This window comes from Leucobacter chromiiresistens (assembly GCF_001477055.1).
GTDB lineage: Bacteria > Actinomycetota > Actinomycetes > Actinomycetales > Microbacteriaceae > Leucobacter > Leucobacter chromiiresistens_A.
In genome coordinates this window covers 1-24,257 of record NZ_LDRK01000020.1, presented here as the reverse complement: position 1 = coordinate 24,257, position 24,257 = coordinate 1, and the positions used below count along the sequence as shown (strand labels likewise).

Below are 24,257 nucleotides of genomic sequence, written 5' to 3'. Positions count from 1 at the left end.
GCAGACGGCTCCGACGGGAGGGTGCTCGGCAACACCCCGCTCGCCCAGGGCGGCATCGCCGCTGCCATCGGCGTCGCGGATCGCGCCGCCGATCACCTGCGGGACACGGTGGCGGCGGGCGCGGGGCTCGCGCAGCGCGAGGCGGCGGAGGTGCTCGTCGTCGAGGGGGCGCGGCGCATGCGCGAGGTGCTCGAAGCGGGGTTCCCGGCCGATCGTGATTCGGCCGGGGGAGTGGCGCTCGGTCTGGAGGCGGCGCACGGGCGGGAGCGCATCGTGCACGCGGGCGGCGACCGCACGGGAGCGGTGCTCCACGCGCATCTGTCGAGCCGTCTGCGCGGGCTGATGTCGGATCGCGGCCGCCGATCGGGCGCACGCGGCGGGGAGCTGGAGGTGCGCGAGCACACGACGGTCGAGTCGCTCGTGCTGGAATGCGGGACGGTGGTCGGCGCGACGGTGCGGGATGCCCGGGGGCGGGTGTCGACCGTGCGCGCCGATGCCGTGGTGCTCGCGACCGGCGGGTACGCCTCGCTGTATCCGGTGAGTTCGAATCATCCATCCGCCCGCGGGGCGGGCGTGCTGCTCGGGGCGCGTGCGGGGGCGGTGCTCGCGGATCTGGAGTTCGTGCAGTTCCATCCGACGGTGCTCGTCGAGGGTGCTGACGCGCGCGCCGACGCGCAGGGGCTGTTGATCTCCGAGGCGGTGCGGGGCGCCGGAGCGGTGCTCCGCGATGCGCGTGGCAGGCGCTTCATGCTGGGTCGCCATCCTCGCGCCGAGCTCGCTCCGCGCGACGCGGTCTCCCTCGAGGTGCACCGCGCACTGGAGCGCGAGAACGCCCGGTCGGTCTGGTTGGACGCGACGCCGGTGGAGCGTGCGGGCGGGCCGGGCGCCCTGCGGCGCCGGTTCCCGGGAATCTCGCGCGCGCTCGCGGCGCGAGGGATCGACTGGGCGCGCGACCCCGTTCCGGTGGCGCCGGCCGCGCATTACACGATGGGCGGCATCGCGAGCGATACGCGGGGGCGGTCGGGCGTCCCCGGACTGTTCGTGGCCGGTGAGGTCGCCGCGACCGGCGTGCACGGGGCGAATCGACTCGCCTCGAACTCGTTGCTCGAGGGCCTGGTGTTCGGTGCGCGGGCGGGATCGGCGGCGGCCGCGTATCGGCCGGGCCGCGGCGTCTGGCTCGGCGTCGATGGCGCGCTGGCCGGTCTGATCCGCGCGGCGGAGTGCTGCGCGCTCGCCGCGGAACCGGAGCCGGGCGCCGCGGCGACCGGGGCCGAGATCGGTCGGGCGGTGGGGTCGGCGCTCGGGATCGAGCGGAGCGGGTCGGGTCTCGCCCGCGCCGAACGGGTGTTCCGGCGTGGGGCGGGCGATGCTGCGCGGCTCGCGTCGGCGGTCTGCGCGGCGGCGGCGCTGCGCACCGAGTCCCGTGGCGCGCACCTGCGGGCGGATTTTCCCGGGAGCGACCCCTCGCAGGCGCGGCGTCGCGGGTTGCGGGTGATCGAGGCGGCGCCGTCGTCGGCGTCCCTGCCGGAGCGCCGCGCGGGCGCCGCCGTCCCGCTGCGCGGATCCGCATCCGCGACGTCCCGCAGTACCGCAGAGCAGAGGAGCGCCTGAGCATGCTGACCCGACCGATCATCGAACGCGCGGTGCGCACCGCCCTGACCGAGGATGCCCCGTGGGGCGATCTCACGGTGGAGCTCGCGATCCCGCCGGAGCTGCATGCGTCGACGCGCATCGTCGCCCGGGAGGCAGGCGTCTTCTCGGGCGGGGCGCTCGTGCGCGAGACCTTCCGGCAGGTCGACGAGCGCGTCGTCGTCGACGATCTCGCGGCCGATGGTGCGAGCTTCGCGGCGGGCGAGGTGCTGGCCCGCATCGCGGGGCCGGCCCGCGGCGTGCTGACGGGTGAGCGGGTGGCGTTGAACTTCGCCCAGCGGCTCAGCGGGGTGGCGACGCTGACGTCGCGGTTCGTCGCCGCCGTCGCGCATACGTCCGCGCGCATCGCGGACACGCGGAAGACGACGCCCGGGCTGCGAGCGCTCGAGAAGGCGGCCGTGCGCGACGGGGGCGGCACGAATCACCGCTTCGGCCTGTCCGACGCGATCATGGTCAAGGACAATCACCTCGCCGCGCTTGGCGCGGTCGATGCGGCGTCCACGACCGCGGCGCTGCGGCGGCTGCGGGAGCGCGCGGGGCACACGACGTCCATCATCGTCGAGATCGATCGGCTCGATCAGCTCGATGCGGTGCTCGCGGCGGATATCACGGGGGTGCTGCTCGACAACTTCGCGCTCGGCGATCTCGCGACGGCCGTGCGGCGCATCGGGGGCGGGGTCGTCGCGGAGGCGAGCGGCGGTGTGGCGCTCGACACGGTCGCGGCGATCGCCGAGACCGGTGTCGACGTGATCTCCGTGGGTCGGCTGACCCACGGCGCGCGCGCCCTCGATCTCGGCCTCGACGCCGACTGAGGCGTGCGCATGCATGATGGAGTGGATCGCCGGGCGTCGGCCCGCGCGCTCGAGCCGAGCGACGCGCCCGTGGCGGCGCGCCCGCGCACGGGGGATAGCGGCTACTTCGACGCCGCTGCGACGGCGCCACTGCGCCCGGAGGCCCGATCGGCGATGATCGCGGCGCTCGACGACGGCGCGGCCAACGCGTCGAGCGTGCATCAGGCCGGTCATCGTGCGCGTGCCCGTGTCGAGAGCGCTCGCGCGGAGATCGCCGCCGCGTTCGGGGCGCGGGCCGCCGAGGTGACGTTCACGTCGGGGGGAACGGAGGCGAACACGCTCGCGATCGTCGGGCTCGCTCTGGCGAACCCGCGCGGGCGGCACCTGGTGACCACGCCGCTCGAGCACGCCTCCGTGCTCGAGAGCTGCCGGTTTCTGGAGCGCATCTTCGGCTTCACGCTCGATCTCGCCGAGGTCGACGCCTCGGGGCGGGTGCGCCCCCGGTCCGTCGCGGCGCTGGTGCGGCCCGATACGACGCTGGTCTCCGTGGGCCTCGCCAACGCCGAGGTCGGCACGGTGCAGCAGCTCGCGGAGTTCTCCGGTGTCGTGCGCGCCAGCGGGGCGCTCATGCACACGGATGCGGTGCAGGCCGCCGCTGCGCTTCCCGTGCGGTTCGGGGCCGGTGCAGACGGCGGCTGGCCGGGGGCGGAGATCGATGCGATGACGCTCGCCGGGCACAAGTTCGGCGGGCCCCAGGGGACGGGCGCGCTGCTGCTGCGCTCGGGCATCGCCGTGGAGCCGGTGCTCCACGGCGGAGGGCAGGAGCACCGCCGCCGGGCGGGCACCGAGAACGTCGCGGGCATCGCGGGGTTCGCCGCAGCGGTGCGGGCGTCGCGCGCGCAGCTCGGCTCGCAGGGGGTCGCCCTGATGGCGTCGCGGGATCTGCTCATCGAGGGGGTGCTGCGCGAGGTGCCGGGTGCGCGTCTGACGGGGCATCGCACGGAGCGGCTCCCCGGCCATGCGTCGTTCGTCGTGGAGGGCGTGAGCGGGGAGTCCCTCCTCGTCGCGCTGGATGCCGCCGGGTTCGCGGTGTCTTCGGGCTCGGCGTGCTCAGCCGGTGCGAACGAGCCGTCGCCGGTGCTGCTCGCGCTCGGGCTCGACGAGGATCTCGCGCAGACGGGCCTCCGGTTCACCCTGCCGCACCCCGTGGGCGGCGCGACGATCGATCGCATCATCGGGGTGCTGCGGGCTGAGACGGCGCGTGCGGCGCCCCGCCGCGGTGCGTGAACCCGTCTGCGCTGAATGGCAGGGCGATCGGCGTGGACGCGAGCCGCCGCACCATTCGGGAGAGCTGGTGCGACGGGTCGATCGTCGCGGCCTCCGCGAGGTGGCGCTGCGCGACCGTCTGACTGCCGCACAGCCACCACACCCACGCGCTCAACGCGAGGAGACCGGGGCGCAGCGGCTCGGGGGTCTCGGCGGCGGCGCCGAGCAGACGATCGCTCACGGCCCGCAGTCGGGCGTGCTCGGTGAACTCTGAGCAGACGCCGGTGAGGATGCGGAGGATCGACCACCCCGGCGCGTCGGAAGCCGGCGCCTCGACGGGCACCCCTGCGAACCGGCCCATGGGAAACTCTCGGGCGAGCTCGAGCGGGAACTCCGGACGGGTGAGGAGTCCGAGTGCGATCACGAGCCAGCGATCGGAGTGCTGGCAGCACCGGATGAGACGCGCGGTCGCGTCGACGCTCAGCGGTGCGTCCTCCCGCAGCTCTCGTGCAACCGCTGCGGTCTCGGAGAGCCACCGGAAGTAGGCGTGCGCGGTGCTCCCGGGCTCGGAGCGGTGCGGGGGGACGCCCTCCGAACCCGGGAAGTCGTGGGGATGATGCCGTTCGAGGGCTGCGGCCACCGCGGCGATCCGTTCGGGGAGCGGGTCGGGAATGCGTCCCAGTTCGGCGAGTGCGACCGGGGGGTCGGCGCATCGCAGCGGGCCGCGGGCGACGGAGCTCTCGGTGATCTCGCTCAGCGGGCGTGCGGCGGGCGATGCGCGGGGATCGAGGAGGCTCGACCACCCGTCCGCTGCGACGACGCAGAGATCTCGAATCTCAGCTCCGTCGCGCCGCAGTCGCCGCTCCAGTCGACGGGCGAGACGCAGCCACGGGGGACTGCCGTCGGCCGTGAAGGCCGCGCTGCTCGTGATGACGATCGCCAGTGCTGCGGGAGAGCCGTGCGAGGCGGAGAGGTCGCGCGCGAGGTCGCTCGCGAGATCGAGGAGGGCGAGGGTCTCGCGCGGCTCCTCGTTCGGAGGCAGATCCGTGCGCACCACCGTGCCGGAGCGCGAACCTGCGAACCCGACGAGGAACACGCTGTCGGATGCGGTGAAGCCCGTGACGTGCGGGAGAGCGGCGAGGAAGTCGGCTGAGCCGCCGCAGCGGATGACGGTTCGGGAGTCCTTCGGGGAGGTCGGAGAGGTCATGCATCGATCCTGGGCGGTGCCCGGCGGTGCCGAACCGTTGTCCACAGAAGTCGGCCCCGACGCGCGCGGCGCCGGGGCCGAACCGGCCCTGTGAGCGGAGATCGGTGCCGGTCACCGCGGCGCAGCGCTGCGCACCGCGGCTCCCGCCACCGCCCGCCACCTACTCCACCAGCTTGCCCGCGACCGAATCGTCGGCCGCGGCGTGCGCGAGGTCGCGGAACGCGGCCGGGGCGTCGGGCAGCGGTTCGAACACGGGCCCGGACTCGGCGGTCCATACGAAGTTGCCCCGCAGCGACGCGTCCTGCTCGGGGAAGTCGGAGCGGTTGTGGCAGCCGCGCGTCTCGCGGCGCTCGCGGGCGCAGGCGATGGTCGCGCGCGCCGCCAGCATCGAGCCGTAGAGGTCGAAGGCGTGCGCCAGGTCGTCGAATCCGGCGATGTCGGGGTGCGCGGTCACTCGATCGACGCGCTCCTGCAGCGCGTCGAGCTTGTCGAGCGCCGTCGAGAGCCCGGCCTCGCTGCGCACGACGCCGACGTGCTCGGTCATGATGTCGCGCAGCGCGCGCTGCAGGCGACGCGGGCTCTCGGTGCTCCTCCCCGAGGCGCCCTCGCCCTCCAGCAGCCCCTGCATCTCCGCGCGCGCCTCGGAGACGGCGGCCGGGTCGCGACGCACCTCCGTGAGGCCCGACACGTACTCGGCCGCATCCGCGCCGGTGATGCGGCCGTAGACGAGCAGCTCGATGAGCGAGTTGCCGCCGAGCCGGTTCGCGCCGTGCAGGCCGCTCGAGGCCTCGCCGATCGCGTAGAGGCCGTCGACGCCGGTGCTGTGGGTGTCGGGCGTGACCCAGACGCCGCCCATCGAGTAGTGCGCGGTCGGCGCGATCTCGATCGGCTGCTCGGTGATGTCGAGCATCTGCAGGTCGATGAGCGTGCGATACACGCGGGGCAGTTTGGAGAGGATCTGCTCCCGGGGCAGGTGCGAGACGTCGAGGAAGACGCCGCCGTTCGTCGTGCCTCGGCCCTCGGAGATCTCGGTGTAGCTCGCGAGCGCGACCCGGTCGCGCGTCGAGAGCTCCATGCGCTCGGGGTCGTAGCGCTCCATGAAGCGCTCGCCGAGCGCATTGCGCAGGATCCCGCCCTCCCCGCGGGCGGCCTCGGAGACGAGCGTGCCCGCGGCGTCCGAGGGCTCGAGAATGCCCGACGGGTGGAACTGCACGAGCTCCGCATCCCGGATCCGGCCCCCCGCGAGGGCCGCGAGGCGGAAGGAGTCGCCGGTGTTCTCGTCGCGGCGCGACGAGGTGTTGCGCCAGATGCGGGTGTGGCCGCCGGCCGCGAGGATCACGGCGTCGGCGTGGATGACCACGGGGGAGCCGTCGACGATGTCGAACCCGTAGGCGCCGAAGATGCGCCCTTCCGAGACGAGCAGGCGGGTGATGTAGACGGTGTCGACGATCGACACCCGCAGCTCGGCGGCGCGGCGCATGAGGGTGCGCTGGATCTCGAGGCCCGTGTAGTCGCCGGCGTAGGCCGTGCGGCGGTACTTGTGCGCGCCGAAGAAGCGCTGGCTGATCCGCCCGTCGGCCTCGCGCGCGAACGGCATGCCCCAGCGCTCGAGATCCTCGATGCCGCGGGCTGCATTGCGGGTGACCGTCTCGACGATCGCGGGATCCGCGAGGAAGTACGATTCGCGCAGCGTGTCGGCGGCGTGCTGCTCCCAGGTGTCCTCGGGGTCCATCGTCGCGAGGGCGGCGTTGATCCCGCCCGCCGCGAGGGTGGTGTGGGCGTCGTGGGCGCGGCGCTTGCCGACGGCGAGCACCTGCACGCCGCGCTCGGCGAGTTCGATGGAGGCGCGCAGGCCGGCGCCGCCGGTGCCGATGACCAGCACGGAGGTGGCGAGGAGTCGCTCGGTTCGGGAGGCGCCCGAGGCGCCGGTGGAGGCTGAGAAGCGGTTCATGCCCACCACGCTACGAGCGCCTCGACGATTACTCCAATGAATAGAGCTGATCGTCAAGATGCGCGTAGGCTATGAAGATGAACCTCGAACAGCTGCGCGGATTCACCGAGATCGTGCAGCTCGGGAACTTCACCCGGGCTGCGGAGCGGCTGCACCTCGCGCAGCCGTCGCTGAGCCGCCAGATCGCGGCGCTCGAGGCCGACCTCGGCGTCGAACTGCTGCACCGTGTGCGCGGCAACGTCGCCGCGACTCCGGCGGGGGAGCGCCTCCTCCCCATCGCCCGCCGCATGCTCGCCGACGCCGAAGCCGCCCGCCACGAGATGTCGGATCTCGCCGAGCTGCGCGGCGGCCGCATCCGCCTCGGCGCGACGCCCACCCTGTGCACGAGCCTCGTGGCCGACGTGCTCGCCGAGTTCCGCGCCCGCTACCCGGGCATCGAGATCGAGATCCTCGAACGCGGGTCGCGCAGCCTCATCTCGGCGCTCATGGAGGGCGCGCTCGATCTGGCCCTCATCGTGACGAGCGTCTCGTCGGGGGCGGCGCGGGCCGTGCTGGAGCGCGAGCAGATCCTGAGCGAGCGGCTCGTCGTCGTCTCCGATCCGAACCGGCCGGATCCCTTCGCCCCGGAGGGAGCGGAGGCTCGCGACCCGGGACGCCCCGTCGACCTCGAAGAGCTCGCACGCGTGCCCCAGGTGCTCTTCCCCGAGAACTACGATCTCAGAGCAACGGTCGACGCCGCGTTCCGCGCCCGGGGCCTGACCCCGCTCGTGGCGGTCGCGGGTGCCGAGATGGATGCGGCGCTCAGCTTCGCCGGAAGGGGCATCGGGGTCGCGGTCGTACCGGCGATGGTCGCAGCGGATCGGCCCGCGCTGCGCACCGCACCGCTCGCCGGCGACGCGCTCGCCCGGACGGTGAGCATCGCGCGGCGCGCCGACATGGCGCCGACGCGCGCCGGCGCGGCCCTGCAGGCGGCCATCCGCGAGATCGCCGACCGCGTCACCGCGCCGGGCGCCGAGCTCTCGAGCCTCGTGACGCGCGTCGGCGAACCAGCCCCGCTCAGGAGCGCTGCGCCTCCACCTGCGTGAGATCCGCCTCGAGCGCCACCCAGCCGAGCATCGCGCACTTCACACGCATGACGAACTTCGAGACGCCCTGCAGCGCGACCGCGTCGCCGAGCACCTCCTCGTCGGGCTCCGACTCGCCGCGCGCCTGGATCATCTCGCGGAACGCCGCGATCCGCTCACGCGCATCTGCGATCGTCAGCTCGTCGTCGCGCACCAGCTGGGACAGGATCGACGCGGAGGCCATCGAGATGGAGCACCCCTGCCCCTCCCACGCCAGCTGACTGATGCGGCCCGTCTCCGGGTCGACGGCGATCGACAGATCGATCTCGTCGCCGCAGCTCGGGTTGAACTCGTGGTGCGACGCGGTGAGCGCGGACTCCGCCGGCTCCAGCTCGCCCTTGCCGATCGGCCGCTTCGAATGATCGAGGATGACTTCCTGGTACAGCCCGTCGAGCGCGCTCATGCCGTGACATCCGCTCCGAAATACCGCTGAGCGCCGCGGAGCGCGTCGACGAAGCGATCGACCTCGTCCTCGGTCGTGGTCACGTGCACGCTCGCGCGCGTGCTCGACGTGATGCCGAGCGCGCGATGCAGCGGCTGCGCGCAGTGGTGGCCGACGCGCACCAGCACGCCCTGCTCGTCGAGGTACTGGCCGACGTCGTGCGCGTGCACGCCGGCGACCGAGACCGCCGCAAGGGCGACGCGGCGCGAGGTGTCGGCGGGCCCCAGCAGCTGCAGGCCCGGTGCATCGAGAATGCCCGCGACGAGCCGCTCCACGAGCTCGTGCTCGCGAGCGGCGACCCGATCCATGCCGATCTCCTCCAGGAACGACACCGCGGCCGCGAGGCCGACGGCCTGCGACACGGGCTGCGTGCCCGGCTCGAAGCGGTGCGGGGCGGGCATGAACTGCGCCGACTCCATCGTCACCTTCGTGATCGCCGATCCGCCCGTTCGCGCAGGCGGGAGGGCGGCGAGCATCTCGGGCCGTCCGTAGAGCACGCCGATGCCGTTCGGGCCGAGCATCTTGTGGCCCGAGAACGCGGCGAAGTCGACACCGAGTGCGCCGAAGTCGACGGGGAGGTGCGGCACCGACTGGCAGGCGTCGAGCACGGTCACCGCGCCGACGGCACGGGCCAGCTCGACGAGCTCCGCGACGGGGGCGAGGAGCCCCGTCACGTTCGAGACGTGGGCGAAGGCGAAGACGCGGGTGCGCTCGGTCAGCGCCTCGCGAGTGTCATCGAGGGTCCAGGTGCCGTCGGGGCGCACCGGGATGTGGCGCAGTGTCGCCCCGGTGCGCTGCGCGAGGCGCTGCCACGGGATGAGGTTGGCGTGATGCTCGGCCTCGGTGATGAGGATCTCGTCACCCGCCTCGAGACGGAAGCGCTCGCTGCCCGCGACGCCGAGACCCGCGGTCGCCTCGCCCATGCCGAGCGCGACCAGATTCAGGGCGTCGGTCGCGTTCTCGGCCCAGACGATCTGCTCGGGTGCGGCCGCTCCGACGAACCGGGCGACGGCACTGCGGGCGCCCTCGAACGCCTCGGTGGCGGAGCCGACCGCGACGCTGGTGCCGCGGTGCACCGCGGCGTACGACGACTCGAGGAAGGTGCGCTCGGCGTCGAGCACCCGCAGCGGTCGCTGCGAGGTTGCCGCGGCGTCGAGGTACGCCGGGGCGTGGTCGAGCGCGTCCTGCGCCGCGAAGTACGGGAACTCCGCGCGCAGCAGGGCGACGTCCGCTGCGGTGAGTGCGGGGTGCATCGCGAGGTCTGGCATGTTCTCCATTCTTCCACCCCTGCGGGCGGTGTTGCCGGCCTTCACTGCAACGCGCGGGCCGGGTGCGCTATTCCGCGACGGCGGCGGTCTCGGCCGTGCGGGGCCGCGCCGTCGGGGCGCTCAGCCCCCAGTTGATCGCACCCGCGACGAGAGCGAGCACGGCGGCCGCGAGCGGCAGCGCGAGCGCGGCGCGCGTTCCGAGATCGGTCGCGACGACACCGGTCACGGCGGCGGCCGCCGACTGCCCCACCATGAGGCCCGATCCGAGCATCGTCATCACCGTAGCCGAACGCCCGACAGGGCTGCGCGCAGCACCGAACCCGTAGAGCGTCACGAGGAGGGGGCCGACGCCGATGCCCATCAGCGCGAGGCTGAGCAGCATGAAGGGCACATCGTGCGCCCACTGCAGCAGCACGGTGCCCGCCACGATGCACACGGCGAAGACCGGCCAGCGCGCGCGCAGCGAGAAGCGCGGCGGAAGCGCGGCGACCCCGATCGCGAAGATCGCCGAGCCGATGCCCATCGCGCCGTAGAGCAGGCCCGCGCTCTCCGGGTCGCCCCGATCCTGCATGAACGACGTCAGCGAGGTGAGCATCGAGCCGAAGAACAGCCCCACGGTGACGATGCCGAAGACGGTCACGAGCAGCGCCGGCCGCGCGAGCTCCGAGGCCGGCGCGGCGACGGCCGCCCGCTGCCCGGCCGACTGAGGAGGAGCGCTCGTCCGGTGCAGCGCGAACGCCGAGACGAAGACGAGGGTGAGCACGGCGGCGCCGGCGATCGGCGCCCACGCGCCCAGCGTGGTGGCGAGGGCGCCGACGATCACCGGGCCGAACACGAAGATGACCTCGTCGGCCGCCGACTCGTACGCGAGCACGTTCGACAGCATCCGCGGCCGGCGATGCACCGGGAGATCGTGCGCGACGATCGTCACGAGCCGCGAGCGCGACATGGGCGAGGTCTGCGGAACGGTGGCCCCCGCGAGGAACGAGCCGACGAACAGCACCCAGATCGGCAGCGAGCTGAACGCGATCCAGGCCAGGGCGCCGAGCAGCGCGCTGTTCGCGATCGCCGCCACGAGGAGCGTCGGGCGCTGGCCGAACCGATCGGCGGCCGCCCCGATGAGGGGCCCGAAGCACGCGACGCCCAGGCCGACCATGGCGGAGTTGAGGCCGCCGAGCTCGACCGAGCCGCGCGCCGACACGACGACCGTGAGCACGCCGATCACCATCATCGCGAACGGCAGTCGCGAGACGAGCGCGAGGGGGAAGTAGAGGGTGCCGGTGCGTCCGATCAGCGTCGCCTCGCTCGGCGATGCGGGGGACGCGGGGTGGTCGCTCGTCTGATGCATAGCCGACCGAGTCTAGCAGGAGGTCAGGAGGCGCCGCCCACCGCGACGCCCTGCTCGGCGAGGAAGGCGGAGAACGCCTGCGCGTCGTCGGCGGCGCCGGTGTAGGGGACGCCGTCGACGAGGGCGAACGGCGTGCTCGTGACCCGCAGCTGCGGATCCTGCGCCCCGGGAACGGGATTGTCGAACACCCAGCCGTTGAGCGCCTGGGCGAACGGCACGAAGCGCTGGGACGAGATGCAGGATCGCACGCGTTCGTTCGCACCGCCGGCGGCCTCGTCGACCGCGTCGATCAGCGCGTCGTCGTCGAGCCCGTTCGTCGTCTCCGAGGGCTGCACGGCGGGGTCGAAGAGGTGGCGGTGCACCTGCCACGCCGCCTCGGGCTGGGCGTCGACCACGCACGCCATGGCGCCCGAGGCGCGCGAGGAGTAGTTGTCGGGGGAGACGCGGTCGAGGAACGCCAGCGGGATGATCTCGACGGTCGCCCGGCCGCTCTCGGCGAGCTGCTGGAGGGCGTCGCCGTTCGCCGTCTCGAACTCCGAGCAGTAGGGGCACCGGTAGTCGACGTAGACGCGCACCGCGTGCGTCTCGGAGTCGGTCTCGGAACCGGCCGCGGGCGACTCGGCGGGCTCGGGAGCGCCCGATTCGGGCGCGTCGGAGCGCACGACGCCGTCGCGGTCGAACACGATCCCGCCCGTGGCCATGTTCTCGGGCCAGAGCGTCTCCGCCGCGCGCTGCGCGCCGCCTCCGGAGCTCGCCCCCGAGCCGGGCGCCCCGCCCGACCGCACCGGGTCGGCCAGCGACCCCACGAGCATCGTGGTCGAGATCACGCCGAGCACCAGTGCCGCGAGCACGGCGAGAGCGCCGGCGGCGAGTCCCGTGATCGCCGCGCCCCGACGGCGCCTGGAGACGAGGCCGATCACCCCGAGCACCGCTCCGGCGACGCCGAGCAGCGCGCCGAGCACCGCGCCGAGCGGGAGGTAGAACGCGGAGACGATCACCGTCACGAGCCCGGCCAGACCGAGGGCCATCGCGGCCGTCGAGCGGGCGCCACCGCGACCGCCGCCGTCCTGCGGCCCCGGGGTCGACCGCTCGGCGAAGGGGTGGGGCGGCGGGGCGGCGGGCTGCTGCGGATCGGTCATCCTCCCATTCTGGCAGCCCCCTGCGACAGCGCGTCTCGCGCGGCGCCCGAGCCGTCACGTGCGGCGCCGCCGCGCGATCCGCCTACGATTGATCCATGATCCTTCTCGCGGCCACGCCGATCGGAAACCTCGGCGACGCCTCCGCACGGCTGCGCAGCACCTTCGAGGAGGCGACGGTGATCGCCGCGGAGGACACGCGGCACACCGCCCAGCTGCTCCGGCTCCTCGGCATCGAGAACCGGCCCGAGCTCGTCGCGCTGCACGATCACAACGAGCACGATCGCGCGGCGGGGCTCGTGGACCGGGCGCAGACGGAGGACGTCGTGCTGGTGAGCGACGCCGGCATGCCGACCGTCTCCGACCCCGGCTTCCGCGTGGTGCAGCTGGCCGCCGAGCGCGGGGTCGCCGTGAGCGCGATTCCGGGCCCGAGCGCCGTCATCACCGCGCTCGCGGTCTCCGGGCTCCCGACCGACCGCTTCGCGTTCGAGGGGTTCCTGCCGCGCAAGGCGGGCGAGCGGTCCCGGGCGCTGCGCGCACTCGCCTCCGAGCAGCGCACCCTCGTGCTCTTCGAGGCGCCGACCCGGCTCGCGGCCTCGCTGGGAGAGCTCGCGGAGGCATTCGGCGCCGCCCGTCCGGCGGCGGTGTGCCGCGAGCTCACGAAGCTGCACGAGGAGGTGCGGCGGGGCGGGCTCGGCGAGCTCGCGGAGTGGGCTGCGAGCGGAGTGCGCGGCGAGATCGTGCTGGTGGTCGGCGGAGCGGTCGCGGGCGCGGCGTCGCCCGAGTCGGCGCTCGCGGAGGTGCAGGATCGCGTGCGTGCGGGGGAGCGCTTGAAGGACGCCGCGCGGTCCGTGGCCGAGGCCACCGGTCTCTCGTCGCGGGAGCTGTACGCGGCGGCGCTGGCCGCCCGGGAGCGTCCTCTCAGCCGCTGAGCAGAGCGATGCGCCATACTCGAAAGGCACTCACAGCCGCGCACCGCCGTTCGACGTCGCACACCATCGCACGTTCGAGCGGGCGCGGCTCCTCGCGACTCGAAGGGCCCCAATCACTGTGAAACTGACGCGCGCCATCGCTCCCGCTGCCCTGGTGGGCGCCCTGCTCATGGTCGGCTGCTCGGGCGGCGGCGGATCGGCGCAGGCCGACGCCTCGGGCGAGGAGTGCCTCGCCTCCGGTTCCGCGAGCTCCGGCGTCGAGGTGTCGGGCTCCGTCGGCGAGGATCTCGAGCTCACCTCCGACACTCCGGTGCAGGCCGATGAGATCCAGCGCTCCGTGCTGCAGGAGGGCGAGGGCGACGTCGTGGAGGAGGGGCAGTCGGTGCTCACCTCGATGACGCTCTTCAACGGCGCCGACGGCACGGCGCTCCAGCAGCTTCCCGCCAGCACGATCCCCGTGCAGAAGTCGGGGCTCGCCGAGTGGGCGTACGACGGTCTCCGCTGCGCGACCGCGGGCGAGCAGATCGCGCTCGCCGCGCCGTACGCCGACGTCTTCGGCGAGACGCCGCCCGAGCAGACCGGCCTGGAGAACATCAGCGCCGACGACTCCCTCGTCATCGTGATGGAGTTCGGCGAGATCAGCGACGCCTCAGACGCGGCCGCCGCGTCGGGCGAGCCCGGCACGCTCGAGAGCGACGAGCTGCTGCAGAAGGCCGAGGGCGAGCCGGTCGAGGCCCCGGAGGGCTTCCCCACGGTCGAGCTCGCCGACGACGGCGAGCCCACCATCACGATCCCGAAGGGGCTCGAGGCCCCCGAGAAGCTCGAGATCGCCACGCTCATCGAGGGCGATGGCGAAGAGGTGCAGCCGGGCGACCGCGTGTACGTCAACTACCGCGGCGTGATCTGGCGCACGGGCGAGGAGTTCGACTCCAGCTGGAGCCGGGGCGAGCCCACCGACTTCCTCACGACCCAGGTGATCGGCGGCTTCCAGCAGGCGCTCGAGGGCCAGAAGGTCGGCTCCCAGGTCATCTCCGTGGTGCCCGCGGAGGACGGCGGGTACGGCGCGGCGACGCTCGAGCAGCAGGGGCACCAGGGCGACGACGTCATGGTCTTCGTGCTCGACATCCTCGGAACGGTGCACGCGGAAGCGCCCGCCGAGTAGCCTGGAGCGATGAAGCGCGTCATCGTCCTCGGATCCACCGGCTCGATCGGCGAGCAGGCGCTCGACGTGATCCGCAAGCACCCGGCCCAGTACCAGGTGTCGGGGCTCATCGCCGGCAGTCGGGCCGATCGCGTGCGCGAGCAGGCCGACGAGTTCAACGTCGAGCACACCGGGCTCGGGGCCGATGCGGCGGTGCAGATGATCCATGACGTCGAGGCGGATCTCGTACTGAACGGGATCACCGGCTCCGTCGGCCTCGCCCCGACGATCGCGGCGCTCGACGCCGGCCGCACGCTCGCTCTGGCGAACAAGGAATCGCTGATCGTCGGCGGCGACCTGGTGACCGGCCGCGCCGCCCCCGGCCAGATCGTTCCGGTCGACTCCGAGCACTCCGCCATCGCGCAGGCGCTGCGGTCGGGCAGTCGAGACGAGGTGCGACGGCTCGTGCTGACCGCCTCGGGAGGCCCGTTCCGGGGGCGCACCCGCGACGAGCTGCGCGACGCGACCCCGGAGGCGGCGATGGCGCATCCCACCTGGAACATGGGGCGCGTCGTCACCATCAACTCCGCGACGATGGTGAACAAGGGGCTCGAGGTCATCGAAGCCCATCTGCTCTTCGGCGTCTCCTACGGCGACATCGAAGTCGTCGTGCACCCGCAGTCGGTGGTGCACTCGATGGTCGAGTTCATCGACGGCTCCACGATCGCCCAGGCGTCGCCGCCCGACATGCGACTGCCGATCGCGCTGGGGCTCTCCTGGCCGGATCGCATGGGCAACGTCGGGGTCCCCCTCGACTGGCGCTCGGCCACGTCGTGGGAGTTCGAGCCGCTCGACGCCGACGCCTTCCCGGCCGTCGACCTCGCGAAGGAGGTGGGGCGCGCGCGCCTCACCTACCCGGCGGTCTACAACGCGGTGAACGAGGAGGCCGTCGAGGCGTTCCACGCAGGCCGCATCGGGTTCCTCGACATCGTCGACACGGTGCGGAGCGTGGTCGAGGCGCACGACGCTCCGGCGCAGCTCACCCTGGAGAGCCTCGCCGAGGCGGAGCGCTGGGCGCGCGAGCAGGCCGGGCGGGCCATCGAGGCGCGCGCACGCTGAGCCCGAGCGGTGCGGGTCGGCATCGGCGCCGCAGGGTGCACGTACGCCCCACGGCTGCTTCCCCGAAACTCCACAGCGGTGCGCAGTAGCCTGACCGGGTGACTGAGGTACTGCTCTACGTGCTCGGCATCCTGATCTTCGTGATCGGACTGGCCGTCTCCATCGGCCTGCACGAAATCGGGCACCTCGTCCCCGCCAAGCTCTTCGGCGTCAAGGTGACGCAGTACATGCTCGGTTTCGGGCGCACGGTCTGGTCGAAGCGCAGAGGCGAGACCGAGTACGGCGTCAAGATGATCCCGCTGGGCGGCTACATCGCCATGTCGGGCATGTATCCGCCCGAGCGGCCCGGCGATGCCGCGCGGGCCTCGACGACCGGGTTTCTGAACTCGGTCGTGCAGGAGGGGACGTCGTTCGGCAAGGCCGACGCCGAGCCGAAGCGCGGAATGGCGGCCGTGGTCGAGGATGCTCGGCTCGCGAGCGCCGAGTCCATCGATACGGGTGAGGATCACCGCACCTTCTACCGGCTCCCGCCGTGGAAGAAGATCATCATCATGCTCGGCGGGCCGTTGATGAACCTCGTGCTGGCGTTCGTGTTCTTCGCGATCGTGCTCGTCGGGTTCGGCACCCCGCAGAACAGCACGACCCTCGGCCAGGTCAACGAGTGCCTGGTCCCGGCCGCGAGCGACGCGACCACCTGCGGGGCCGACGATCCCGCCGCGCCCGCCGCCGCAGCCGGGCTGCGCCCGGGCGACCGGCTGGTCGCGGTCGACGGGACGCGCATCACCAGCTGGAACCAGTTCCGCACCATCGTGGGCGAATCGCCGGGCCGGTCGCTCTCCGTCGAGATCGAGCGCGGCGGCGACCGGCAGACGGTCGCCCTGCAGCCCGTGGTGAACGCCCGCACCGTCACCGACGCCGACGGCAACGCGGTGACCGGCGCCGACGGCGAGGTGCTCACCGAATCCGTCGGCATGATCGGCGCGGTGCCCGCCTCGGAGAACGTCACGCAGCCCATCACGGCCGTGCCGGCCTTCGTGGGCGACAATGTGCAGCGCGTCGCAGGCATCGTCGTCCGCATGCCGGAGCGCATGGTCGACGTGTGGAATGCGGCGTTCGGCAGCGAGGCGCGCGACCCCAACGGCCCCATCAGCGTCGTCGGCGTGGGCCGCATGGCGGGGGAGATCGTGAGCCTCGACGACGCTCCGGTCGCCGCCCGCGCGCAGACGATGATCGGACTGCTCGGCTCGCTGAACGTCGCGCTGTTCGTCTTCAACCTCGTGCCGCTCCTGCCGCTCGACGGCGGCCACGTGATCGGAGCGGTCTACGAGTGGGTGAAGCGGGGCTTCGCGAAGCTGCGGAGAAAGCCCGACCCCGGGCCGATCGACACGGCGAAGATGGTGCCGGTGACGATGGCGGTCGCCATCGTGCTCGGAGCGATGACGGTGCTGCTCATCTACGCCGACCTCGTGAAACCCGTGTCGCTCTTCGGCTGACCGCGATCCGCCGCGCGCGTTCGGGGCGTCACGCAGACTCCGCGAGTAGACTCGCCCCGTGCCAGCAGTCAACTTGGGAATGCCGCAGACCGTCGCAGTGCTCGCTCCGCGGCGCAAGTCCCGCGCCATCAAGGTCGGATCGGTCACGGTCGGCGGCGACGCCCCGGTGTCGGTGCAGTCGATGACCACCACTCCCACCACCGACATCAACGCGACGCTGCAGCAGATCGCGGAGCTGACGGCGGCCGGCTGCGACATCGTGCGGGTGGCGTGCCCGAGCCGCGACGACGCCGAGGCGCTGCCGATCATCGCGATGAAGAGCCAGATCCCGGTCATCGCCGACATCCACTTCCAGCCGAATTACGTGTACGCCGCCATCGACGCGGGGTGCGCCGCAGTGCGCGTCAACCCCGGCAACATCCGCAAGTTCGACGACCAGGTCGGTGAGATCGCCCGGCGCGCGAAGGCCGCGGGGGTGTCGCTGCGCATCGGCGTGAACGCCGGATCCCTCGATCCGCGGCTCCTGCAGAAGTACGGCAAGGCGACACCCGAGGCGCTCGTCGAGAGCGCCGTGTGGGAGGCGTCGCTCTTCGAGGAGCACGACTTCCACGACTTCAAGATCTCGGTGAAGCACAACGATCCCGTCGTGATGGTGCAGGCGTACCGCCAGCTCGCCGAGCGCGGCGACTGGCCGCTGCATCTCGGTGTGACTGAGGCGGGGCCCGCCTTCCAGGGCACCATCAAGAGCGCCACAGCCTTCGGCATTCTGCTCTCGGAGGGCATCGGCGACACCATCCGCGTCTCCCTCTCGGCGCCTCCCGTCGAAGAGGTGAAGGTGGGGCTGCAGATCCTGCAATCGCTGAACCTGCGCGAGCGCAAGCTCGAGATCGTCTCCTGCCCGTCGTGCGGGCGCGCGCAGGTCGACGTCTACACGCTCGCAGAGGAGGTCACGCAGGGGCTCGAGGGCATGAGCGTGCCCCTGCGCGTCGCCGTCATGGGCTGCGTGGTGAACGGCCCCGGAGAAGCGCGCGAGGCCGACCTCGGAGTCGCCTCCGGAAACGGCAAGGGGCAGATCTTCGTGAAGGGGGAGGTCATCAAGACCGTGCCCGAGAGCGAGATCGTCGCGACACTCATCGCCGAGGCGAACCGCCTCGCCGCGGAGATGCCCGCTGCGGCGGGAACGGGCGCCCCCGAGGTCGTCACCGCGTAGCGTTCACGCGGCGGCGTCGGCGGCGAGAGCGAGCTCGATGGCCCCGGTCGCGACGTCCGCAGCGACGACACGCACCTCGACGTGCATGCCGGCGGTGCAGCCGGGCGCAGCCATCTGCGTCGTCACCGCCGGGTCGTCGAGCTGCACGCGCGCGCGATCGCCGCGCACCTCGAGCACGACGGCGGGGAGGACGTCGCCCACGCGATCGCGCAGCAGTGCCGCCTCGACGCGGTCGAGCGCCTGCGATCCCAACCGGCCCGCCCGCTGATTCGAGGCCCGCATGAGCGCGGGGAGCTCGCCGAGCGACGCGCGCGCCCACTCGGGCACGGGCCGACCCGCGCAGATCGCGGCGCAGATCACGAGGCCCCAGCGATCCACCAGCCGCCGCAGCGGAGCGGTGACATGCGCGTACGGCGCGGCGATCGCCGCCTGCATCGTCTGCTGCGGGGGCTCCCCGTCGAACGGCGTGTAATCGGCGCCGCGGAAGAGCGATGCGGCGGCCTGCAGCACCGCGGGCGTGGTGGGCGAGGCCGGATCGAGTCGCTCGAGGTACGCCCCGTAGCCGAGCTCTGCGGGCCACGGGTGCCCGAGCGACGCCGCGCGTGCGCGGAACGCTGCGAGGGCCTCCTCGTCGGGGCCCGGCATGGTGCGCAGGATGCCGACGCCCGCATCGAGCATCATGCGGCCCGCCGCCATGCCGGTGAGCAGGGAGAGCTGCGCGTTCCACTCCTCGACGGGGAGCGCGAGACTGCGCACGATCCGGTAGCCGCCCGGCTCCCGCACGATCTCCTCGTCCGGCATGTTGAGGCTCGCACCGCCGCGCAGGCGCTCCTGCTCGATGCGCAGCACGCCGACGGCGCGCAGCAGCTGCACCAGCTCGTCTGCGCCGCCCCCGTCGATCGCGGCCTGCGCGGAGGGATACTCCAGCTGGGCGCGGGAGCGCACGCGCGCGCGTTCGACCCGTGCCGCGGCGAGGGCGCCGGCGGCGTCGAGGTCGAGAGTCCAGACGTAGGCGACGCGGTCGCAGCCTGGAAGCAGCGATGCGCGATCCTCGCTGAGCGCAGCCGGATGGAGCGGAATGCGCCCGTCGGGCAGGTAGAGGGTCTGCCCGCGCTGTCGCGCTTCGCGGTCGAGCGCGCCGCCGGGGCGCACGAAGCCGGGCAGGTCGGCGATCGCGTAGCGCACCCGGAAGCCGTCGCCGGAGCGTTCGAGGTGGAAGGCCTGATCGAGATCCCGAGACCCCGGCGGGTCGAGCGTCGCGAACGGGATGTGTCGCAGATCGAGCTCGGCGTCGGCGGGGCGCGCCGACGCGGCCTCGGCGAGCGCCTCGGGGGAGAAGTCGGCGGGAGCGTCGTCGCCCTCCCGCAGCGCGGCGAGCGCTGCAGCGAGCTCGCCGTGGGCGGTCTGGGGCGAGAGTCGGGCGCGCCGGTTCGGCATGCCGCCAGCCTACTGCGCACCGCTCGTAGACTGTGAGCGTGACGACCGCGAAGCAGCAGCATGCAGAGGATCCGCAGACCGCCGGGGTGCGCGAGCGGCTCGACGCGCTCATCGCGGAGGCCGGGGTCGCCTCGCAGCGCAGTCTCATCCGGCGGATCGCGGAGGCGGGGCTCGGTCTCGGCCATGACGGGACGACGCGTCTCGACCTCAAGATCACGGCGACCGCGGTCGAGGAGATGCGGGCGGCGTTCCGCCTCTTCGCTCCCTTCCGCGGAGTGCCGAAGGTCACGATCTTCGGGTCGGCCCGCACGCAGTCGCACGACCCGCTCTGGGTGGGCGCAGAGGCTGCGGCCCGCGGTCTCGCCGAGCAGGGGTGGATGGTGGTCACCGGCGCCGGGCCGGGCATCATGGAGGCGGCGGCGACCGGCGCGGGGCCCGAGCGGTCGCTCGGCATCTCGATCCGTCTGCCGTTCGAGGAGGCTCCGCTCGATGTGGCGGCCGATGACGACCACCGGATCGCGATGAAGTACTTCTTCACGCGCAAGCTCATGCTCGTGAAGGAGTCGCGCGGGTTCATCTGCCTGCCGGGGGGCTTCGGCACCATGGATGAGACGTTCGAGCTGCTGACGCTGCAGCAGACCGGAAAGATGGAGCCGATGCCCATCGTGCTGCTCGATCGCGACGGCGGCACGTACTGGCGGAGCTTCGCCCGTTTCGTGGTCGAGGAGCTCGCGGGGGCGGGGCTCATCGCGGTGGACGATCTGGACCGCGTGCTCGTCACCGATTCGCCGGAGGCGGCGATCGCCGAGGTGACCGGGTTCTGGCGCAATTACGACTCGCTGCGGTGGCAGGGGGAGCGGCTGGTGCTGCGGGTGCGCACCGACCCGAGCGATGCGGAGCTCGCCGACCTGAACGAGCGGTTCTCGGGCCTCTGCGAGTCCGGCGAGATCGCCCGCACCGCGCCGCTGCCCTCGGAGGTCGCGGATGGCGATGCGCTCGATCTGCCGCGCATCGTGTTCACGCCGCGGCGCCGGGCGGTGGGGGATCTCTACCGGTTGATCCGCGCCCTGAACGAGCTGGAGAGCGCGCCACGGGAGCTGCAGCCCGTGCAGCGCACCGTGGGCACGGCCGGCACTGCGGGCGCGGTCGGCGCGCCCGGAGGTCAGCTCGCGACGTAGTCCGCGAGATGCTCGCCGGTGAGCGTCGCGCGTGCGGCGACGAGGTCGGCGGGCGTCCCTGCGAACACGACGGCGCCGCCCTGCTGGCCGGCACCCGGGCCGAGGTCGATGATCCAGTCGGCGTGCGCCATCACCGCCTGGTGGTGCTCGATCACGATCACGCTCTTGCCGTCGTCGACGAGCCGGTCGAGGAGGGCGAGCAGCTGCTCGACGTCGGCGAGATGCAGGCCGGTCGTGGGCTCGTCGAGCACGTAGACGTCGGCATCCTCGAGCATGTGGATGGCGAGCTTGAGCCGCTGTCGCTCGCCGCCGGAGAGGGTGGAGAGCGGCTGACCGAGCTTGACGTAGCCGATGCCGACGTCGGCCAGGCGGCCGAGAATCTTCGCGGCCTTCGCGATCCTCGTGTCGCCGGCCGAGAAGAATTCCTGCGCCTCCGCGATGGAGAGGTCGAGCACCTCGGCGATGCTCTTGCCGCCGAAGGTGTACTCGAGCACAGCGGGCGCGAAGCGCTTGCCCTCGCACACCTCGCACACGCTCTCCATCGTCGCCATCATGCCGAGGTCGGTGTAGATGATGCCGGCGCCCTTGCACTCGGGGCACGCGCCCTCGGAGTTCGCGCTGAACAGTGCGGGCTTCACGCCGTTCGCCTTCGCGAACGCGGCGCGCACCGGGTCGAGCAGGCCGGTGTAGGTCGCCGGGTTCGAGCGCCGCGATCCCTTGATCGCCCCCTGATCGACGGCGACGACCCCGTCGCGGTTCGCGACGTAGTTGCCGATGAGGGTGCTCTTGCCGGAGCCGGCGACGCCCGTCACGGCGCAGAGCACGCCGAGCGGCACGTCGACGTCGACGCCGCGCAGATTGTGGCGATCCGCGCCCCGCACCTGCAGGGCTCCGCTCGCGGCGCGCACCGTCGGCTTGAGGCGCGCCCGGTCGTCGAGGTGCGCCCCGGTGAGCGTGCCCGAGGCGCGCAGCGCCTCCACGGTGCCGGTGAAGCAGATCTCGCCGCCGTCGAGGCCCGCGCGGGGGCCGAGGTCGACCACGTGGTCGGCGATCGCGATCATCTCCGGCTTGTGCTCGACCACGAGCACGGTGTTGCCCTTGTCGCGCAGCTTGAGCAGCAGCTGGTTCATCCGCTGGATGTCGTGCGGATGCAGGCCGATCGACGGCTCGTCGAAGACGTACGTCGCATCGGTGATGGGGGAGCCGAGATGGCGGATCATCTTGGTGCGCTGCGATTCGCCGCCCGAGAGCGTTCCGGTCGGGCGGTCGAGGCTCAGATAGCCGAGCCCGATCTGCACGAACGAGTCGAGGGTGTCGACGAGCTTCTCCACGAGGGGCGCGATGCCGGCATCGTCGATGCCCCGCACCCACTCGGCGAGGTCCGTGATCTGCATCGCGCAGACGTCGGCGATCGACTTGCCCGAGATCTTCGACGAGCGCGCCGTCTCGTTGAGCCGGGTGCCCGCACAGGCGGGGCAGGCGCGGAACACGATCGCGCGATCCACGAAGGCGCGGATGTGGGGCTGCATGGCCTCGCGATCCTTCGCGAGCATGGACTTCTGAATGCGCGGAATGAGCCCCTCGTAGGTGACGTTCACGCCGTCCGCCTTGACCTTGCGCGGCTCCTCGTGCAGCAGCAGGTGCATCTGCTCGTCGGTGAAGTCGCGGATCGGCGTCTCCATGGGCAGGAGCGCCGCGAAGATGCGCCCGTACCAGCCGTCCATGCTGAAGCCGGGGACCGTGAGCGCCCCCTCGGCCAGCGACTTCTCGGCGTCGTAGAGCTCGTCGAGGGCGAAATCGCTGACCGAGCCGCGGCCCTCGCAGGTCGGGCACATGCCGCCCAGGATCTCGAAGCTGCGCCGCTCCTTCACCTGCTTGCCGCCCTTCTCCATCGTGACGGCGCCCGCCCCGCTGATCGATGCGACGTTGAAGGAGAAGGCGTTGGGGGAGCCGATGCGCGGGCTGCCCAGGCGCGAGAAGATGATGCGGAGCATCGCGTTCACGTCGGTGGCCGTGCCCACGGTCGAGCGCGGGTTCGCGCCCATGCGCTCCTGGTCGACGATGATCGCCGTGGTGAGCCCCTCGAGCACGTCGACGTCGGGCCGGCTCTGCGACGGCATGAACCCCTGCACGAACGCGCTGTAGGTCTCGTTGATGAGCCGCTGCGACTCGGCCGCGATCGTGCCGAAGACCAGCGAGCTCTTGCCCGACCCGGAGACCCCGGTGAACACCGTGAGCCGCCGCTTCGGCAGGTCGACGCTGACGTTCTTCAGGTTGTGCTCGCGCGCGCCCTGCACTCGGATGCGATCGTGCGAATCTGCGATGTGCGTGGTGGCCATGGAGTCAGAGTAGTGCGGGCCGCCGACATTCGCCGCCCCGGGTTCTCGCGCTTGCTAGGCTCGCCGTATGACCATGCCCGCGAGCCGCAGCGCGCGGCCCTCGGCCCTCGGCATCGCCGCAGCGGTGTGCGTCTGCGCGATGGCGCCCGCCTGGTTCGTGCTCCACTGGATCTGGGCGGGCATCGCCCTCGGCGTTGCCGGCCTCGGATTGGCGGCCTGTGCGGGCCGGGCTCGATCCGCGGCGCCGGCATCCGCGGCGCCGGCATCCGCCGGCCGCTCCGCCGCCCGCGCCGCGGCTTCCGACGTCGACGTGCGGCCCCGAGCCGAGAACGGACGTGCGCCCTCCCTGCTGCGCGACCTCTCCCTCATCGTCATGGGACTCGGCGTGGTGCGCCTCATCCCGCTCGCCGCGCAGCTCGACAATTGGTCGATGGTGAAGTTCACGCTCGCACTCGGCGGCGCCGTCGCCGTGCCCTACGTCGTCTCGCGATTCGTCTACCGCGACCGCGCGACGAGCTTCCCGTGGCGGGGCGCGGGCGACGCGCGAGGCGAGCGCTGGGGGCCGTACCACTGGGCCTGGCTCGTCGCCGTGATCGTGCTGGCCTGGCTGATCCTGCCCTGGTACTTCATCACCTCGGGGGTGTACGCGAACTGGCCCGTCGTCGATACGCCCGAGCTGATCGCTCGGCTCTTCGTGGGGGTCGGCGCCGTGGGCATCTGGGATGAGCTGTTCTTCATCTGCACGGTGTTCGCCGTGCTGCTCAGACACTTCCCCGTCTGGATCGCCAACCTGCTGCAGATGGTCGTCTTCGTCTCGTTCCTGTGGGAGCTCGGCTACCGCGCCTGGGGGCCGCTCCTCACCATCCCCTTCGCGCTCGTGCAGGGCATCATCTACCTGCGCACCCGCTCCCTCTCCTACGTCGTGACCGTGCACCTGCTCTTCGACGCGGTGGTGTTCGCGGTGCTCGTGCACGCGCACCAGCCGGAGCTCTTCGACTGGTTCCCGACGGCGCCGTGACGGCGGGGCCGTCGCGAGCGCGGCGCGGTCCACTTGCGGCCATCGCCGTCGCCATCGCAATCGCCATCGCGGAAGGCGACAGTACGTCCGATTCTGAGAACGGGTTGCACGGACCTCCTGTCGCCTTTCGGAGATGCGCGCACCGCTCCGAACATGCGGCGAGGCGTACAGCCATTGAGCGAGACTCCCGGGGCCCCGGGGCCCCGG

Annotated in this window: 19 protein-coding genes; 11 read left to right on the top strand and 8 right to left on the bottom strand. The window is 72.5% G+C overall.

Annotated features, from left to right (window positions below; translation table 11 throughout):
- The 3 genes from NS354_RS04725 to NS354_RS04715 all read left to right on the top strand — a co-directional run.
- The coding region (locus tag NS354_RS04725) for an L-aspartate oxidase (RefSeq protein WP_058593449.1) at window positions 1-1,611 on the top strand (1,611 nt) is incomplete at its 5' end.
- Window positions 1,612-1,613: 2 nt separating this feature from the next.
- Window positions 1,614-2,462 (top strand): carboxylating nicotinate-nucleotide diphosphorylase, encoded by an 849-nt coding sequence (gene nadC, locus NS354_RS04720; protein WP_058593444.1) that lies wholly within the window; start codon window positions 1,614-1,616, stop codon window positions 2,460-2,462.
- A 9-nt stretch (window positions 2,463-2,471) separates the two neighbouring features.
- Window positions 2,472-3,728, top strand: coding sequence for a cysteine desulfurase family protein (locus NS354_RS04715; protein WP_082677897.1), 1,257 nt, complete (start codon window positions 2,472-2,474; stop codon window positions 3,726-3,728).
- On the opposite strand, the gene NS354_RS04710 is transcribed toward NS354_RS04715, so the two are convergent.
- The gene (locus NS354_RS04710) at window positions 3,673-4,914 is read right to left on the bottom strand and encodes a DUF4192 family protein (protein WP_058593443.1); all 1,242 of its coding nucleotides are present in this window, start codon (window positions 4,912-4,914) and stop codon (window positions 3,673-3,675) included. The two genes, NS354_RS04715 and NS354_RS04710, sit on opposite strands and share 56 nt — an antisense overlap.
- A 160-nt stretch (window positions 4,915-5,074) precedes the next feature.
- A complete protein-coding gene (locus NS354_RS04705) occupies window positions 5,075-6,865 on the bottom strand; it encodes an FAD-binding protein (protein WP_058593442.1) in 1,791 nt (596 codons plus the stop codon).
- Between the two features lie 77 nt (window positions 6,866-6,942).
- Here NS354_RS04705 and NS354_RS04700 point away from each other — a divergent pair, with 77 nt between their 5' ends.
- Window positions 6,943-7,950 (top strand): LysR family transcriptional regulator, encoded by a 1,008-nt coding sequence (locus NS354_RS04700; RefSeq protein ID WP_058593447.1) that lies wholly within the window; start codon window positions 6,943-6,945, stop codon window positions 7,948-7,950.
- Here the strand turns inward: NS354_RS04700 and sufU are convergent.
- From sufU to NS354_RS04680, 4 genes are read right to left on the bottom strand one after another with little or no spacing between them, the layout of a single operon-like run.
- The gene (sufU, locus tag NS354_RS04695) at window positions 7,922-8,392 is read right to left on the bottom strand and encodes a Fe-S cluster assembly sulfur transfer protein SufU (protein ID WP_058593441.1); all 471 of its coding nucleotides are present in this window, start codon (window positions 8,390-8,392) and stop codon (window positions 7,922-7,924) included. The two genes, NS354_RS04700 and sufU, sit on opposite strands and share 29 nt — an antisense overlap.
- Window positions 8,389-9,708 (bottom strand): aminotransferase class V-fold PLP-dependent enzyme, encoded by a 1,320-nt coding sequence (locus NS354_RS04690; protein WP_082677896.1) that lies wholly within the window; start codon window positions 9,706-9,708, stop codon window positions 8,389-8,391. Before NS354_RS04690 ends, sufU begins: the two co-directional genes overlap by 4 nt.
- Before the next feature lie 58 nt (window positions 9,709-9,766).
- The gene (locus NS354_RS04685) at window positions 9,767-11,047 is read right to left on the bottom strand and encodes an MFS transporter (RefSeq protein ID WP_058593440.1); all 1,281 of its coding nucleotides are present in this window, start codon (window positions 11,045-11,047) and stop codon (window positions 9,767-9,769) included.
- Between the two features lie 23 nt (window positions 11,048-11,070).
- Entirely contained in the window at window positions 11,071-12,186 is a 1,116-nt protein-coding gene (locus tag NS354_RS04680) for a DsbA family protein (RefSeq protein ID WP_058593439.1), read from the bottom strand.
- Window positions 12,187-12,281: 95 nt separating this feature from the next.
- Between NS354_RS04680 and rsmI the strand changes: the two genes are divergently transcribed.
- The 5 genes from rsmI to ispG all read left to right on the top strand — a co-directional run bounded on the left by rsmI (window position 12,282) and on the right by ispG (window position 18,078).
- Window positions 12,282-13,115, top strand: coding sequence for a 16S rRNA (cytidine(1402)-2'-O)-methyltransferase (gene rsmI, locus NS354_RS04675; protein WP_058593438.1), 834 nt, complete (start codon window positions 12,282-12,284; stop codon window positions 13,113-13,115).
- Between the two features lie 118 nt (window positions 13,116-13,233).
- On the top strand, window positions 13,234-14,277 hold the full coding sequence (locus NS354_RS04670) for an FKBP-type peptidyl-prolyl cis-trans isomerase (RefSeq protein WP_058593437.1): 1,044 nt from the start codon (window positions 13,234-13,236) through the stop codon (window positions 14,275-14,277).
- 9 nt (window positions 14,278-14,286) lie between these two features.
- Window positions 14,287-15,375 carry a 1-deoxy-D-xylulose-5-phosphate reductoisomerase gene (gene dxr / locus NS354_RS04665; protein ID WP_058593436.1) on the top strand — a complete coding sequence of 363 codons (1,089 nt, stop codon included), beginning with the start codon at window positions 14,287-14,289 and terminating at the stop codon, window positions 15,373-15,375.
- 98 nt (window positions 15,376-15,473) lie between these two features.
- Complete coding sequence (locus NS354_RS04660; protein ID WP_058593435.1) at window positions 15,474-16,868, top strand: M50 family metallopeptidase; 1,395 nt, start codon at window positions 15,474-15,476, stop codon at window positions 16,866-16,868.
- 79 nt (window positions 16,869-16,947) lie between these two features.
- Window positions 16,948-18,078 (top strand): flavodoxin-dependent (E)-4-hydroxy-3-methylbut-2-enyl-diphosphate synthase, encoded by a 1,131-nt coding sequence (gene ispG / locus NS354_RS04655; RefSeq protein WP_058593434.1) that lies wholly within the window; start codon window positions 16,948-16,950, stop codon window positions 18,076-18,078.
- 3 nt (window positions 18,079-18,081) lie between these two features.
- Here ispG and NS354_RS04650 read toward each other — a convergent pair whose 3' ends face one another.
- Window positions 18,082-19,515 carry an RNB domain-containing ribonuclease gene (locus NS354_RS04650; protein ID WP_058593433.1) on the bottom strand — a complete coding sequence of 478 codons (1,434 nt, stop codon included), beginning with the start codon at window positions 19,513-19,515 and terminating at the stop codon, window positions 18,082-18,084.
- A gap of 38 nt (window positions 19,516-19,553) precedes the next feature.
- Here NS354_RS04650 and NS354_RS04645 point away from each other — a divergent pair, with 38 nt between their 5' ends.
- Window positions 19,554-20,693, top strand: coding sequence for a TIGR00730 family Rossman fold protein (locus tag NS354_RS04645; protein WP_058593445.1), 1,140 nt, complete (start codon window positions 19,554-19,556; stop codon window positions 20,691-20,693).
- On the opposite strand, the gene NS354_RS04640 is transcribed toward NS354_RS04645, so the two are convergent.
- The gene (locus tag NS354_RS04640) at window positions 20,678-23,032 is read right to left on the bottom strand and encodes an ATP-binding cassette domain-containing protein (RefSeq protein ID WP_058593432.1); all 2,355 of its coding nucleotides are present in this window, start codon (window positions 23,030-23,032) and stop codon (window positions 20,678-20,680) included. The genes NS354_RS04645 and NS354_RS04640 overlap by 16 nt on opposite strands.
- 67 nt (window positions 23,033-23,099) lie before the next feature.
- Between NS354_RS04640 and NS354_RS04635 the strand changes: the two genes are divergently transcribed.
- Window positions 23,100-24,050, top strand: coding sequence for a CPBP family intramembrane glutamic endopeptidase (locus NS354_RS04635; RefSeq protein WP_058593431.1), 951 nt, complete (start codon window positions 23,100-23,102; stop codon window positions 24,048-24,050).
- Window positions 24,051-24,257 lie beyond the last annotated feature (207 nt).

Excerpts from the sequence above, each read along its gene's own strand:
- nadC (WP_058593444.1), top strand. The coding sequence starts at position 1,614 with ATGCTGACCCGACCGATCATCGAACGCGCGGTGCGCACCGCCCTGACC.
- NS354_RS04715 (WP_082677897.1), top strand. The coding sequence starts at position 2,472 with ATGCATGATGGAGTGGATCGCCGGGCGTCGGCCCGCGCGCTCGAGCCG.
- NS354_RS04710 (WP_058593443.1), bottom strand. The coding sequence starts at position 4,914 with ATGACCTCTCCGACCTCCCCGAAGGACTCCCGAACCGTCATCCGCTGC.
- NS354_RS04705 (WP_058593442.1), bottom strand. The coding sequence starts at position 6,865 with ATGAACCGCTTCTCAGCCTCCACCGGCGCCTCGGGCGCCTCCCGAACC.
- NS354_RS04700 (WP_058593447.1), top strand. The coding sequence starts at position 6,943 with ATGAACCTCGAACAGCTGCGCGGATTCACCGAGATCGTGCAGCTCGGG.
- sufU (WP_058593441.1), bottom strand. The coding sequence starts at position 8,392 with ATGAGCGCGCTCGACGGGCTGTACCAGGAAGTCATCCTCGATCATTCG.
- NS354_RS04690 (WP_082677896.1), bottom strand. The coding sequence starts at position 9,708 with ATGGAGAACATGCCAGACCTCGCGATGCACCCCGCACTCACCGCAGCG.
- NS354_RS04685 (WP_058593440.1), bottom strand. The coding sequence starts at position 11,047 with ATGCATCAGACGAGCGACCACCCCGCGTCCCCCGCATCGCCGAGCGAG.
- NS354_RS04680 (WP_058593439.1), bottom strand. The coding sequence starts at position 12,186 with ATGACCGATCCGCAGCAGCCCGCCGCCCCGCCGCCCCACCCCTTCGCC.
- rsmI (WP_058593438.1), top strand. The coding sequence starts at position 12,282 with ATGATCCTTCTCGCGGCCACGCCGATCGGAAACCTCGGCGACGCCTCC.
- dxr (WP_058593436.1), top strand. The coding sequence starts at position 14,287 with ATGAAGCGCGTCATCGTCCTCGGATCCACCGGCTCGATCGGCGAGCAG.
- ispG (WP_058593434.1), top strand. The coding sequence starts at position 16,948 with ATGCCGCAGACCGTCGCAGTGCTCGCTCCGCGGCGCAAGTCCCGCGCC.
- NS354_RS04650 (WP_058593433.1), bottom strand. The coding sequence starts at position 19,515 with ATGCCGAACCGGCGCGCCCGACTCTCGCCCCAGACCGCCCACGGCGAG.
- NS354_RS04640 (WP_058593432.1), bottom strand. The coding sequence starts at position 23,032 with ATGGCCACCACGCACATCGCAGATTCGCACGATCGCATCCGAGTGCAG.
- NS354_RS04635 (WP_058593431.1), top strand. The coding sequence starts at position 23,100 with ATGACCATGCCCGCGAGCCGCAGCGCGCGGCCCTCGGCCCTCGGCATC.